At 75.4% G+C, this 13,393-nt stretch carries 10 protein-coding genes; 5 read left to right on the top strand and 5 right to left on the bottom strand.

Translation table 11 applies throughout. The features are described 5' to 3' along the window. Positions 1-20: 20 nt before the first annotated feature. Positions 21-728: a hypothetical protein gene (locus CLV52_RS11080; RefSeq protein ID WP_133766394.1), complete on the bottom strand. Its 708-nt coding sequence runs from the start codon at positions 726-728 to the stop codon at positions 21-23. A 242-nt stretch (positions 729-970) separates the two neighbouring features. Between CLV52_RS11080 and CLV52_RS11075 the strand changes: the two genes are divergently transcribed. Next, positions 971-1,453 carry a MarR family winged helix-turn-helix transcriptional regulator gene (locus tag CLV52_RS11075; RefSeq protein ID WP_133766393.1) on the top strand — a complete coding sequence of 161 codons (483 nt, stop codon included), beginning with the start codon at positions 971-973 and terminating at the stop codon, positions 1,451-1,453. Here CLV52_RS11075 and CLV52_RS11070 read toward each other — a convergent pair. After that, positions 1,411-2,091, bottom strand: a complete 681-nt coding sequence (locus CLV52_RS11070; protein ID WP_246018083.1) for an HAD family hydrolase — start codon at positions 2,089-2,091, stop codon at positions 1,411-1,413. The genes CLV52_RS11075 and CLV52_RS11070 overlap by 43 nt on opposite strands. Before the next feature lie 32 nt (positions 2,092-2,123). Between CLV52_RS11070 and CLV52_RS11065 the strand changes: the two genes are divergently transcribed. After that, a complete protein-coding gene (locus CLV52_RS11065) occupies positions 2,124-2,936 on the top strand; it encodes a dienelactone hydrolase family protein (RefSeq protein ID WP_133766392.1) in 813 nt (270 codons plus the stop codon). A gap of 19 nt (positions 2,937-2,955) precedes the next feature. Here the strand turns inward: CLV52_RS11065 and CLV52_RS11060 are convergent, their stop codons facing one another. Beyond that, positions 2,956-3,912, bottom strand: coding sequence for a glycoside hydrolase family 25 domain-containing protein (locus CLV52_RS11060; protein ID WP_133766391.1), 957 nt, complete (start codon positions 3,910-3,912; stop codon positions 2,956-2,958). Between the two features lie 355 nt (positions 3,913-4,267). Between CLV52_RS11060 and CLV52_RS11055 the strand changes: the two genes are divergently transcribed. Then, a complete protein-coding gene (locus CLV52_RS11055) occupies positions 4,268-4,855 on the top strand; it encodes a helix-turn-helix domain-containing protein (protein WP_133766390.1) in 588 nt (195 codons plus the stop codon). 2 nt (positions 4,856-4,857) lie between these two features. Here the strand turns inward: CLV52_RS11055 and CLV52_RS11050 are convergent, their stop codons facing one another. Then, a complete protein-coding gene (locus CLV52_RS11050) occupies positions 4,858-8,361 on the bottom strand; it encodes a TM0106 family RecB-like putative nuclease (protein WP_133766389.1) in 3,504 nt (1,167 codons plus the stop codon). Positions 8,362-8,509: 148 nt separating this feature from the next. Between CLV52_RS11050 and CLV52_RS11045 the strand changes: the two genes are divergently transcribed. Together CLV52_RS11045 and CLV52_RS11040 are read left to right on the top strand one after the other, a co-directional pair. Then, entirely contained in the window at positions 8,510-9,508 is a 999-nt protein-coding gene (locus CLV52_RS11045) for an ATP-binding cassette domain-containing protein (protein WP_133766388.1), read from the top strand. Next, positions 9,505-10,311: an ABC transporter permease gene (locus tag CLV52_RS11040; RefSeq protein WP_133766387.1), complete on the top strand. Its 807-nt coding sequence runs from the start codon at positions 9,505-9,507 to the stop codon at positions 10,309-10,311. Before CLV52_RS11045 ends, CLV52_RS11040 begins: the two co-directional genes overlap by 4 nt. Positions 10,312-10,321: 10 nt before the next feature. Here the strand turns inward: CLV52_RS11040 and CLV52_RS11035 are convergent, their stop codons facing one another. Beyond that, on the bottom strand, positions 10,322-13,390 hold the full coding sequence (locus CLV52_RS11035; RefSeq protein WP_133766386.1) for an ATP-binding protein: 3,069 nt from the start codon (positions 13,388-13,390) through the stop codon (positions 10,322-10,324). Positions 13,391-13,393: the final 3 nt, after the last annotated feature.

Here is a 13,393-nt window from a genome sequence, read left to right as displayed (position 1 = left end):
CCGCCTCCGCTGCGGTCGGGTCAGGGCAGGGCGGTGACGAGCGAGCTAGTCGCCGTGACCGTCGCGTCCTCGTCGCTGCGGGAGACGACGGTCACACGGAAGGCGTCCCCGGACCGGGACACCGTGTAGAGGAGTCGCGCCTCCGCCGGGACGACGCCGAGCGACATCCCGCCGAGACGGCCCGACCCCTCGACGACGGACCCGTGCGAGAGCGAGAGTGACGTCGGGTAGGGGCCGAACGAGCCGTGCAGGGTCCGGATCCGCTCCACCAGGGTCGTCGCGAAGGCGGACGCGTCGGACTGCTGCCGGCCGGACAGCGACGCGAAGGCCGCGGAGGGCTGCAGGCCGCCGGGCGGGTCCCGCAGCTCGTGAGCGGCGACCGTGCTGTGCACCGCCGCCGGTGCGCGGACCGCGTCGGCGATCGTCACCACGCCGGCGACCACGGGGAGCACGAGCCCGGCGAGCGCGAGCAGGAGCGACAGCACCGCCTGTCGCCGGCGCATCGCCGAGAAGCCGACGAGGACGGCGATCGAGCCGGCCGCGGCGACGACGCTCCACCGCGTGGGATCGGCGACGCCGGGTGCCGCGGCGGCCGCGAACGCGACGACGCCGAGCGCCGCCGCGACGGGCCCGCCCGGGTCCGTGCCGCGACGCCGGACGGAGCGCTCGACGGACGCGTCGGCGAGGTCCCAGACCTTCGGCCGCCCCGTCGTCCCGGTCGCGGTCACCGGCGCGGCTCCCTGCTCGTCGCTCTCATGTCGTTCTCAGCTTCTCGGACGAGCGGCTGCGGCGGCGACCCCCGCTTCGAGTGATCGCCGGTGCGTGCACGCGCGACGCGGCCCTGCGTGCACGGTGATCCGGGGTGCGCGCGGTGCATCCGCAGCGCGCAAGGAGTACGGTCTGCGTGATCGGTCCATCGTTCCGTCAGGCCGCCTCGGCTGCGACGGACCGGGGGCGCCAGGGAGCGCGCATGCACGACGAGCGGACGCCGCACGAGATCGCGAGCGGATCGGCGCACGCGCTCGTCTCGGCGGTCGACGCGGTCGAGGACGCCGAGAAGGCCCTCGACCAGCACGTCCGGCTCACGCTCGGGGTGAACAACACCGACTTCGCCGTGCTGCAGTACCTCGACCGGGTGCAGCGCCGCGGTGGCAGCGCCCGCGTCGGCGACATCGCCGCGCGGTTCGGCGTCAGCTCGGGCAGCGCGACGGAGATCGTGCACCGCCTCACCGGCGCCGGGCTCGTGCACCGGGTCCCGCACCCCTCCGACGCCCGCGTGCGGCGGCTGGCGCTCACGGACAGCGCGTCGCAGCGGCTGGAGGACATCGTCGGCGGTGTGCGTGCCGACCTCGACGCGCTGCTCGACACCATCCCGCCCGGCGAGGAGGCCCGCCTCGTCGAGCTCCTGAGTCAGGTGCGCGACATCTTCCGGTCGGGATCCTCGACGACCTGATCGACGACGACGCGGATCAGGTTCCCGTCCGCCTCGACCCGCACGCCGGCGAGGTCGGCCGCGACCGCGTCGGCGCCGAGCAGATCCGCGGGGACCGAGCCCAGCACGCCGAGCGTCCGGGCGCCCGCCGACCTGCCCGCCGCGACGCCGGCCACCGCGTCCTCGATCACGAGGCACTGCTCCGGCGGCACGCCGAGCCGCTCGGCGGCGGCGAGGTAGGGGTCGGGGTTCGGCTTGCCGAGCGCCGTGTCGGAGGCGGTGACGAGCACCGGCGGCTCGATGCCCGCGGCGGCGAGCCGGGCCGCGGCGAGCGGTGCGCTGCAGGAGGTCGCGACCGCCCAGCGCCCCTCGGGGATCGCCGCGAGCAGCTCCCGGACGCCCGGCAGCACGACGATGCCGTCGGTGTCCGCGACCTCGAGCCGCTCGATGTCGAGGAACGCGGCCTCCGCGTCCTCCGGTGCGACGCGCGCCGCGACGATGTCGCGCGCGGGCATCCCGAGCGCCGAGGCGCGCACGCCGAGCCGGACGTTCCAGCGCTGCTCCCAGGTCGCCCAGGAGCGGTCGACCGCCGGCGTCGAGTCGATGAGCGTCCCGTCCATGTCGAACAGCAGGGCGCGGACGAGGAACTCGGCGGGCACGGGACCACCGTACGGCCGGGCAGACTGCGGGCATGACGGATCGCGCACCGGTCGGCACGCTCGCGGGATGGACGGCCGCGCCGTTCACCGCCGACGGCATCACCCACGACGTGCACCGGCGGGGGAGCGGACCCGGCGTGGTGCTGATCCCCGAGGTGCCGGGGATGACGCCGGAGGTGCTGGGCCTCGCCGAGCACCTCGTCGACGCCGGGTTCGAGGTCGCCGTCCCCTCGCCGTTCGGCGAGCCGGGCGCCCCCGCGACGGTCGGCGCGATCCTCCGGGTGCTGCCGCGGCTCTGCGTCGCGAGCGAGTTCCGGGCGTTCGCGACCGATGCGCGGCGCCCCTTCAGCGACTGGCTCCGCGCGCTGGCCGCGGACCTCGCGGACCGCACGCCCGGTCCGGGCGTCGGGGTGATCGGCATGTGCTTCACGGGCGGGTTCGCCCTCGCCGCGGCCGTCGACGGCTCGGTGCTCGCCGCCGTGCTGAGCCAGCCGGCGACCCCGTTCCCGGTCGGCCGCCGGCGAGCAGCGGCGGTGCCGCTGTCGACGGCCGAGCTCGACGCCGTCACCGGCCGGGCGGCGCGCGGCGAGGTCTGCGCGATGGGGCTCCGGTTCAGCGAGGACCGGTCGGTACCCCGGCAGCGGTTCGACGGGCTGCGACGCCGGCTCGGCGCCGCCTTCGAGGTCGTCGAGCTCGACTCGTCGCCCGGCAACCCGGGCGGGTTCTCGCGGACCGCGCACTCCGTGCTGACCGGCGAGGTCCGGGAGCGGGAGGGCCACCCGGCGCTCGCCGCCCGGGAGCGCGTCGTCGCGTTCCTGCGGGAGCGGCTGGTCGTCGCGGACTGATCCGCGGGCGCCGCGGCGGCTACGGCGTCGCGGCCTCGGCTCCCGCCGGGAGCGCGATGTCGCGGTCGATCCGGCCGTCCAGCCACTGCACCATCCGGATCCGCCCGTTCGCGGTGAGGGGCCAGTCGTGCAGCAGCGCGTCCACGGCCTTCGCCTTCGTCGTGCGGCCGATCGCGATCCACTCGTCGAGTCCGTCGAGCGGACTGCCGTTCCGCAGTCGGCCGATGATCCTCGACCACTCCCCGTGGTCGGAGTAGACGCCGGTGGTCGTGCCGACACCGCCACGGTCGACGGGCGTCGTGAACGCGGCCACCATGCCCTCCACGACCGCCTGGTTGAACCGCTGGTCGTCGCTCCACGTGCGCTCGGCCTCGACGTCGACCCAGAACCGGTGCCGGGCGGGGGAGCGGAGGCCGGGGATCGACGCCGCGTGCTGCGCCATCGCCCAGCCGTACACGTACGCGCAGGCCCGCTCAGCGTGGCCGCCGACGCAGGTGGTGCCGTGGGCGTCGGACGCGAACGCGGCGGGGACCGCGACCGCGACGCCGCCGACGGCGTTCGAGGCGGGCCAGAACGGGTGCGGGACCCACTTCCGCTCCGGCGCCGTCCACGGGTCGGCTGCCATGACGTAGTAGGCGAGGCGCGGCTGCGAGGAGCCGCCCGTGGTCGCGTCGGCCCAGGCGAGCTCCCGCTCGATGCAGGCGCTCGTCGTCCCGGGGAGGCCGTCGTTGACGCCGACCACGACGAAGGCGGGCCGGTCGGCGAGCGGCATGGTGCGGGTGGCGCCGTGCGGCGGGGTGCAGGAGGGCCACGACGCGTCGGCGCCCGGACGGACGGCGTCCCAGTCGATCGCCGTCGGCGTCGGGCGCGGCCGAGCGGCTTCCGGGGCTGCGATCGCGAGCTGCACCCCGACGACGCCCGCGAGCACGGCGATCGCGCCCAGGAGGATCACCTGGATCCGGAGTCGCCGCCGCACCCGGAGATCATGCCGAACCGGTGGCCGCCCCGTCGGTCGGCACGCCAGCTGCCGGAGTCCGCCGTGCGCGCACTGGTCGATCGGCCGCCGGGAATCCCACCCCACCTGTCCCGGGATTCAGGGGCAGATCCGCATGCGGCACCGCGACCGAACGACGATGGGATGATCCGTGCGCAGAATGCGATTTCGAATCGCGATCCGCACGGCTGCGGGATGCTGTGCCCCTGTCTGCCCGGGAAAACCGGGGCGGCAGTGCGAAGGCCGATCGCTGCACGAATCCGTCCTCGTCGTGCACTTCTTGCAGACCACCTAGTGGGGACTGCATGTATTCGCTCGAATACGATTCCATTTCGTCATGACGAGACGACTTGCGGCTACGCGCCCCGTGACCGAGGGCGACATCACCGCTGCGCGCATCGGTGCGCGCGTCGGCGAGCTCCGCGAGGCGCACGGGAGCACCGTGACCGACCTCGCGCTCCGCGTGGGCGTGGCTCCGGCCGTCGTGCACGCCATCGAGGGCGGCCTCCGCCTCCCGACCATCGGGCTCCTCTACCGCGTGGCCGCGGGGCTCGACGTCGCGCCGGGGGAGCTCCTCCCGTCGCCGCTGGACCGTCCCCGCGTCGACGTGCACCTGCCCGTCCTCGACGGTCCGGACTCGACGACCGCTCAGGTCATCGGCGGGGGACCGGGCAACCCGACCCAGACCTACCTGTTCGACCTCCGTGCCGGCGAGGGCGACGGCGGCTTCGGCTCGCACCGCGGCGAGGAGCTGCTCGTCGTCGTCGAGGGCGAGGTCGTCGCGTCCGCGCTCGGTCGCCCGGACGAGCTCGTCCGGGCGGGCGGCTCCAAGGTGATCGACACCGGCGTGCCGCACGCGGCGCGCGCATCGGACGCCGGTCCCGCCCGCTTCCTCCTCGTCTGCACGGACGCCTGCGACCACTGACCTCAGCGCGTCAGCCGGAGGAACCCGCTCAGCTCCGCGACGCCCTGCGCATCGTGCGGCACCGCCTCGGCGAGAGCGGGGGAGTGCACGAGGTAGGCGGCCCACTGCGCGCGCGAGATCGCGACGTCGAGCCGGTTGCGGGAGAGCACGAACCCGATCCCGCGCGGCACGTCGGCGGGTGACGACGCGGTCAGGGAGACGATCGCGACGACGGCCTCCTGCCCCTGGAAGCGGTCGACGGTGCCGACGCGGACCCGCGGCAGCGATGCCGCGTCGAGCGCCGCGCGCAGCAGCGCCACCTGCGCGTTGAACGGCGCGACGACGATCACGTCGTCCTGACCGAGCGGGTCGGCGACCCGACCGCGCGACGGGTCCGTCCACGCGCGGCCGAGGTGCTCGCGGACGAGGCGGAGCACCGCTTCGGCCTCCGCCGGCGACTCGACGGTGTCGCCCGGGTGGTCGATCGGCACGGGGTGCAGCCCGGGGGCGGTGCCGGTCAGCGACCGGTCCGTCGTCTCCGGCAGCCGGGCGCGCAGCCGGCCCTCGTACGACAGGTCCGACACCGCGGCGGTGAGATCCGGGTGCATCCGCCAGGTCTCCGGCAGGAACACGCCGAACTCGGGCGGCAGCACGTCGTGCCCGGCGGACAGCCAGCCGAGCGCGGACGCGTCCACCGGCTCCGGATGGAGGCCCTGGCTCACCTGCGGCAGCTGCTGCGGGTCGCCGAGCAGCAGCAGGTTCCGCGCCGCGACGCCGACCGCGACCGTGTTCGCGATGGAGAACTGCCCCGCCTCGTCGATGACGAGCAGGTCCAGCTCGCGGCGCGGCACCTGCCGGGCGTTGCTGAACGTCCACGCCGTCCCGCCGACGACGGCGCCGCTCGTGCGGCGCTGCATGACGAACAGGAGCACGCCCGCCGTCGTCTCCGGCTGGAAGCGGGTCCAGTCGCCGACCGTCCCGGCCGAGCTCAGCCGCTTCTTCACGAGCTCCGGGTCGGCGCCCGCGGCCACGACCCGGTCGAGCAGGTTCTCGACGACCGCGTGGGACTGGGCGACCACGCCGACCCGCCAGTGGTGGTCGCGGAGCAGCGTCGCGATCACCTCCGCCCCGAGCCGCGTCTTCCCCGTGCCGGGCGGGCCCTGCACGGCGAGGTAGGAGCCGTCGAGCCGCAGCAGGTCGTCGACGACGGTCGCGGCCGTGGGGCGCTCGGGCGCCGCGAGGACCGCGCCGGGCCGGAGCACCGGCGGCTCGCGGCGGAGCAGGTCGAGGACGGCGTCGCGGCGCGTCGGCTCGAGCGCGAGGCGCTCGCCCCACTCGAGGATCGCGGACCGCTGCGTCGGTGTCGCGAGCGGCTTGCCCGGCGTGAGGGCCATCGGCAGGTCGGGCCAGGGCTCGCACGCCGTGCCGTCGCGGGACCCCGTCCGCTCCTCGACCGTCACGGCCGTGCGCCCGTCGGGGAGGGCCTCCACCTCGACGACCTCGCCGAGCTCGTTCTCGCCGCGCTGCCCGAGCGGGACCGGGTCGCAGCCCGCCGGGCCCGGACCGTCGTACATGAGGTACGTGCGGAGCCCTCGGCGCAGCCCGCTTCCGGCCGCGAGCTGCCCGGTCAGGCGCAGCACCCGTCGGTCCGCGCGCTGCCGCGGCTCGCGGTGCCATCCCTCGACGACCGCGACCTCGTCCGCGACGAGGACGTCCTTCTGGTCCGCCCAGTCGTCGACGGGTGCGATCTCGCGGTCGAAGTGCTCCCACCAGAAGGACTTGTCCTCGCGGCGGTGGTACTCGATCGCGGCGGCCGCGAGCGCGATCGCGGTCTGCGCCGGCGTGCGCTCCCTCCGCGGGACGTCGGCGATGCGGGCGAGCAGTGCGTCGCGCACCTCGTCCTCCCGCCGGGCGATCGCGGCGTCGGTCTCCGGGTCGTCGGGCGGCACCGGGCGGCGGCTCACGCCCCGCTCGTCCGCGAGGCCGAGCAGCCAGTCCCGCAGCCCGCGGGTGGAGGCGCAGTCGTACTCGTTGTAGTCCGCGATCTCGGCGAGCTGCGCGGTCGCCTCCTCGGTGCGGCCCGTCTCGACGAGCCGCGTGTACGTCACGTACGCGTCGACGGAGTCGGCGCCCGTCGTCACGTCGCTCTCGCGGAGCCGGGCGCCCATGTAGAGCGGCTCCAGCTTCTTCAGCGAGTACGAGCGCTCCGAGATCCGGACGGAGCGGAGCACGACCGGGTAGAGGTCGACGAGCACGTGCTCGCGGAGCAGCTCGTCGAGCTCCGCCTCGCCGACCCCGTGGCGGGCGCAGAGCTGCTGGAGGTGGCTCCGCTCGTAGTCGGCGTAGTGGTAGACGTGCATGCCGGGATGCGCCCGTCGTCGCTCTCGGACGTACCGGAGGAAGTCGACGAGCGCCCGCTTCTCCTGCTCCCGGTCGTGCGCCCAGAACGGCCGGAACACCTCGCGGTCGCCGTCGAGCTCGACGACGCCGAACAGGTACTCGAGCCCCCACGTGCGCCCGTCGTCCGACCACAGCGGGTCGCCCTCGAAGTCGAAGAACACGTCACCCGGGTCGGGCGCGGGCAGCGCCGCGAGCCCCTCGGCGTCGATGACCTCGGCGCGCATCGGGCCGCCCCGCTCGGCGCCGAGCTGCAGGCGGGCCTGGAGCCGGAGGCGCTGGAGCGGCCCCGCGCCGATGCCCTCCACCGGCCCGTCGCTCGCCGCGAGCCCGTCGATGGTCACGATCCCGACCGTCCGCAGCCGGTCGCGCTGGCGGACGGTGAGCCGACCGACGAGCAGGACGTCCCGCGTCGCGTCGACCTGCGCGGCGCACTCGGCGCAGCGTCCGCACGCCGTGACGCCCTCCGCGCCCCAGGCGATCGGCTCGGCCGCCGCGATCCGCTCGTCGACGAGCATCCGCAGGCGGGCCATCCGCTCCTCGTACACCGGGGCGACGTCGTCGAGGCGATGGGTCGAGGTGGTGCCGTCGCCGAGCAGCAGGTGCACGCGGTCGCCGACCGGGACGCCGAGCGCCTGCAACCGGTCCGCGTAGGCGGCGAGCTGCATGAGCGCGGTCACCTTCGCCCGCCGCGCGAGCTTGGTGTCGTAGACCTCCCAGCGGTCGCCCTCGCGGACGAGGAAGTCGGCGTACCCGAGGAAGGCGCCGCGATGTCCTGCGGTGCTCGACGCGTCGAACAGCGTCGCCTGGAACACGACCGCCGCGCCGCCGCGGATCGCCTCGAGCGTGCGGTCCTGCGCCGCCCGCAGGGCATCGACGTCGCGGGAGTCCGCCGGGCGCTCGATCTCGACGACCGCGTCGCCGTGCTGCGCGCGGTAGGCAGCGAGCTGGCGCTCCTCGTGCGCGTCGCCGAGCCGCGCGGCCCGGTCTCGGAGGGCGTCGACCGGATCCGGCACGGCCTCGACGCGGCCGAGCCGCGCGTCGAGGCGACGGAGCACGGACCACTCGCAGACGGTCGCGTTCGTGAGATCGGTGGCCGACAGCACCGCGACGCCGCCGGAGAGGAACATCCGAGCACCGTAGGCGCGGCCACCGACAGCGGTCGGATCAGGACCTGGGGAGGAGCGTCGGCGGGACTGGACGCCGGTCGAGCGCGCCCACGGGGCGTGTGAGCGGGGTGTGAGCGCCGTGTGAGCGACTGTCGGCACAGTTCCTCCCATGTCCACCTCAACCACCGCACCCGCCATCGAGGCGGTCGGCCTCGTCAAGGTCTTCGGCGACAACCGCGCCGTCGACGGCGTCGACCTCGTCGTGCAGCCGGGCAGCGTCTACGGCGTCCTCGGCCCGAACGGCGCCGGGAAGACCACCACCATCTCCATGCTCGCCACCCTGCTGAAGCCGGACGGCGGGTCGGCCCGCGTGCTCGGCCACGACGTCGTCAAGGAGGCCGCCACCGTGCGCGGCCTGATCGGCGTGACGGGGCAGTACGCCTCGGTCGACGAGACGCTGTCCGCCACCGAGAACCTCGTCGTGTTCGGGCGGCTGCTCGGCCTCTCCGGCAAGCAGGCCAGGGCGAAGGCCGTCGACCTGCTCGACCGGTTCTCCCTCACCGAGGCGGCGAAGCGCCCGCTGAAGAAGTTCTCCGGCGGCATGCGGCGCCGGCTCGACCTCGCGGCGAGTCTCATCGCCCAGCCGCCCCTGATCTTCCTCGACGAGCCGACCACGGGGCTCGACCCCCGCACACGGGCGCAGATGTGGGACACGATCCGGGAGCTCGTGCAGACCGGCTCGACGGTCCTGCTCACCACGCAGTACCTCGACGAGGCCGACCAGCTCGCCGACCGGATCGCCGTCATCGACCGCGGTCGGGTCGTCGCGGAGGGCACCTCCGACGACCTCAAGGCGTCCGTCGGCACCGCCTCCCTGCAGCTCCGGCTCGTGGAGCCGGCCGACCTCGCGGTCGCCGAGGCGCGCATCCGTGCTCGCGTCGGCGTGCAGCCCGTGGCGAGCGCCGAGCGCGCCTGGCTCACCGTGCCGCTCCAGGACCCGGACCGGGTCACCGATCTGCTCGTGGACCTGCGGGACGCGGGCATCCGGCTCGCCGAGTTCGGCGTGCAGAAGCCCACGCTCGACGAGGTCTTCCTCGCCATCACCGGCCACGGGGCCGACCAGGACGACGCGGCCGAGACGGCCGAGAAGGACGAGGTGATGGCATGACCGCCGTCGCATCCATCGCCGCGGCGCAGCCGCGGAACGGCATCACCCGCATCGTCGGCCAGTCGCTGACGATGGCCTACCGCGGCCTGCTCAAGGTGCGGCGCACCCCTGAGCAGCTCTTCGACGTGACGCTCCAGCCGATCATCTTCACGGTGATGTTCGCCTACATCTTCGGCGGCGCGATCTCCGGCGATGTCACGAAGTACCTGCCCACGCTGATCCCGGGCATCCTCGTGCAGACGGTCATCACCGGCTCCGTCGTCACCGGGGTGCAGCTGCGGGAGGACATGGACAAGGGCGTGTTCGACCGGTTCCGGTCCCTCCCGATCGCCCGGATCGCCCCGCTCGCCGGCGCCCTGCTCGCCGACACCGTCCGCTACGCCATCGCGACGACGATCACCTTCGTGGTCGGCGGGACCATGGGCTATCACCAGGTGTTCGACCACCTCGGGTGGACCGTCGCGGCGGGCCTGCTCGTGATCGTCGTCGCCTGGTCGCTCAGCTGGATCTTCGCGCTCTTCGGCATGCTCGCCCGCACCGCGGGCTCCGTGCAGGGCATCTCGTTCCTCGTGCTGTTCCCGCTCACGTTCCTCTCGAACGCCTTCGTGCCGACGGGGACGCTGCCCGAGCCGCTCAAGGTCTTCGCGGAGATCAACCCCGTCTCGCACCTCATCACCGCCGTGCGGACGATGGTGAACGAGCAGCAGGTGACGGGCGACGTGTGGCTGTCGCTGCTCGGCGCCGCAGTGGTCGTCGCGGTCTTCGCGCCGCTCACCGTGCGGGCCTACATGCGCAAGGCCTGAGCCCGGCCCCTCAGCCGCCCGGTCCGCGTCGCACCGCGGGTGATCGCAGCAGCGCGATCACCCGCGCTGCGGCGCCCGGCCCGGGCGGCTCGGCGGGCGCGACCCCGGCCAGGGCGCGCGCGACTGAGGGCAGGTCCCGCCGCGCGGCGAGTGCGACGCCGAGCCGGAGCAGCCCCCGCGCCGCCTCCGGGTCGACGGGACGGAGGGCGGCCGCGAGGCCGACGAGCCCTGAGCCCGTGACGGGCGCGTCGATGCGGGCGCTCTGCAGCCGGGCGACCGCGATGAGCCGCGTGCGCAGCCGGCGGTACGGCACGGCGAGGTCGGCGACCGGGACGCCGAGCTCCACCCGGGCCGCGAGCGCCCCGCCAGCGGCGAGCAGCCGCCAGGGGGAGCCGGATCGCGCCTGGATCGCCAGCACCTCGTCCCAACGGGCGAGCGCGAGGGGCACGTCCCGCCGCACCGTCGCGACCTCCGCGAGCCCCGCGGCCGCCAGCACGCGGTTGTCCGCCTCGTCCTCCGCGCCGCCCCGGCCGCGGGACTCGGCGAGGCGCTCGAAGCCGCGCTCGGCCTCGTCCACCTCGCCGATCGACAGGCGGCAGGCGGCGACCAGCCACTCGAGCTGCCGCACGTCGGTCTCCACGCCGAGCTCCTCGATCTCCCGCTGCGTCCGGAGGGCGACCGCGAGCGCGGCGGCGGCCTCCCCGCGCTGGCTGCGGAGCGAGGCGATGTTGATCCGGCCGAGGTGACGGAGCCACGTGTAGCCGTGCCGCGTCGTGATCGCGTCGGCAGCGGTCAGGTCGTCCAGCGCCGCGTCGAGCCGGCCCGCGTTCTCGGCGAGCTGCGAGCGCATCATGAGCGCGAACGCGGCGACGAGCGGGTCCGGGTCGGCGGAGAGGGCGTCGAGCGCGCCGACGCCCGCGGTGAAGTCCGGGCTGAGCAGGAGCTCGCGCGCGAAGACCGTCCAGAACCCGGGCGACACGTCCGCGCGGCGCACCACGCGGCGGAGGAGCGCGAGCGCGCGGAGCGCCTCGGGGCTCGAGGCGATGAGCGCGACCGAGGTGCCGATGGCGAGGGCTCGAACCGTCTCGGCCACCGCGTCGGGCGACGCCGGCGGGACCCGGCCGGCCTCGAGCAGGGCGGGGAGCACCCCGGCGATCGGCTCGAACTCGCCGCGGTACAGCCACGACTCGGTGAGCAGGGCGAGCGCAGCGACGGCCGCCTCGGTGCGCGCGTCCCGCCGGACGATCGCGAGCAGCGTCTCCTCCTCCTCGGCGACCGCGCCCGCGGCCCTCGGGTCGAGGCCGGCGAGCAGGCCGGGCGAGGTCGCCCGCGCGAAGCGGACGGCCCAGGCGTCGAACCGGGCGAGGGCGTCGGTGAGTCGACCCGTGTCCCGCAGCTCCCGCAGCCCGTACTCGCGGACGGTCTCGAGCATGCGGTACCGGCTCCGACCCGGCCGTGCCTCGCCGACGGTGAGCAGCGACTGGTCCACGAGCTCGGTGAGGAGCTCGGCGGCGTCGGTGCCGAGCAGCGCATCGGCCGCCGAGGCGGTGAAGCCGTCCGGGAAGACCGCGAGCGCGGTCAGGGCGTCGGCGGCGGCGGGGGAGAGGAGCCGACGGCTCCACTCGATGACCGCGAGGAGGGTGCGGTGGCGGTCGGGCGCGGTGCGGTCCCCGCCCACGAGCACCGCGAAGCGGTCGGCCAGCCGCGCGTCCAGCTCGGGCAGCGCCATCGACCGGAGGCGCGCCGCCGCGAGTTCGATGGCGAGCGGCAGCCCGTCGAGGCGGGAGCAGACCCGCTCGACGAGGGCGAGGTCGAGCGAGACGCCCGGCCGCGCCGCTGTCGCCCGGGCGATGAAGAGCGCTGCCGCGTCCGTATCCGCGTCGAGCGGCCGCGGAGCGACGACCGCCTCACCCGGGAGCAGGAGGGGCACCCGGCTCGTGGTGAGCACGGTGAGCCCCGGCACGGCGCCGAGCAGGTCGGCGGTGAGGGACGCCGCCGCGTCGACGACGTGCTCGCAGTTGTCGAGCACGAGCAGCGTCCGACGCGCCGCGAGCGCCTCCCGGGTGCGGGTCGGCAGGTCGGGCGGCAGCACCTCCGCCAGGCGCCGGGCGCGCTGGACCGGCCGGGCGCCGACGGCGGCGCCGACCACGAGCTCGACGTCGGCATCCTCCTGCGCGCCCGCGAGCTCGGCGAAGACGATGCGCTCGTACCGGTCCGCGAGGCGGAGTGCGGTCTCGTGCGCGAGCCGCGTCTTGCCGAGGCCGCCGGTACCGACGATCGACGTGAGCCGGTGCGCGGGCACGGTCGTCCCGAGGAGCACCAGGTCCGGCTCGCGGCCGAGGAGCGGCGTCGTCGCCGCGCGGACGCCCACGAGCTCGGCGGACGTGGGCGATGCCTGCGTCCGGAGCAGCGCGGTGTTCAGGCGGACGAGGTCCGGGTCGGGGTCGGCCCCGAGGGCGTCGGCGACGCGCTCGCGGTGGGCGGCGAAGGCGCCGAGCGCCGCGTCGACGCGGCCGTCGTCCGCGGCGGCGCGCATGAGCAGCGCGGTCGCCGGGCCGTCGAGCGGCAGCGCTTCGACGAGGCGCTCGAGCAGCGGCACCGCGGCGGCGGGTCGGCCCTCGTCGAGCAGCCGCTGCCCGGCGAGGCGGAGCAGGCGCACCCGCGCCCGAGTCGCCCGCTCGAGGAGCTCGTCGGCCAGCGCGTCCTGATCGAGGTCGGCGCCCGGCTCACCCCTCCAGAGGGCCAGGGCCTCCTCGGCTCCAGCGGCGCCGGCCCGCTCCGCGAGCGCGAGGTCCGAGGCGATGACGCGGTAACCGGTGACGGTGGACTCGAGAAGTCCGTCCGCCGCGGTCGCGCGGACGCGTGAGACGAGCATCTGGATCGCGGCCCGCGGGTTGCGCGGCGGGTCGTCCGGCCACAGGTCGTCCGTCAGCGCGCCGACGCTCCGCCCTTCCGCGCCGGCGAGCGCCAGCGCGAGGAGGAGCCGGCGGGGCATCGCGCCGGCGGGCGCGCTGTCGCCGCCCGACCGGTCGGTCGCGCGCACGGAGCCGAGCACCCGAACCAGCGGCCGATCCGTCACTCC

The sequence above is a fragment of the Amnibacterium kyonggiense genome (assembly GCF_004364555.1).
Lineage (GTDB): Bacteria > Actinomycetota > Actinomycetes > Actinomycetales > Microbacteriaceae > Amnibacterium > Amnibacterium kyonggiense.
The sequence above is the reverse complement of the archived record's forward strand: the minus strand, read 5'-3'. Positions and strand labels throughout refer to the sequence as shown.

Bases quoted from the DNA above. Each gene is read 5' to 3' on its own strand.
- CLV52_RS11075 (WP_133766393.1), top strand. From the start codon at position 971: ATGCACGACGAGCGGACGCCGCACGAGATCGCGAGCGGATCGGCGCAC.
- CLV52_RS11065 (WP_133766392.1), top strand. From the start codon at position 2,124: ATGACGGATCGCGCACCGGTCGGCACGCTCGCGGGATGGACGGCCGCG.
- CLV52_RS11055 (WP_133766390.1), top strand. From the start codon at position 4,268: ATGACGAGACGACTTGCGGCTACGCGCCCCGTGACCGAGGGCGACATC.
- CLV52_RS11050 (WP_133766389.1), bottom strand. From the start codon at position 8,361: ATGTTCCTCTCCGGCGGCGTCGCGGTGCTGTCGGCCACCGATCTCACG.
- CLV52_RS11045 (WP_133766388.1), top strand. From the start codon at position 8,510: ATGTCCACCTCAACCACCGCACCCGCCATCGAGGCGGTCGGCCTCGTC.
- CLV52_RS11040 (WP_133766387.1), top strand. From the start codon at position 9,505: ATGACCGCCGTCGCATCCATCGCCGCGGCGCAGCCGCGGAACGGCATC.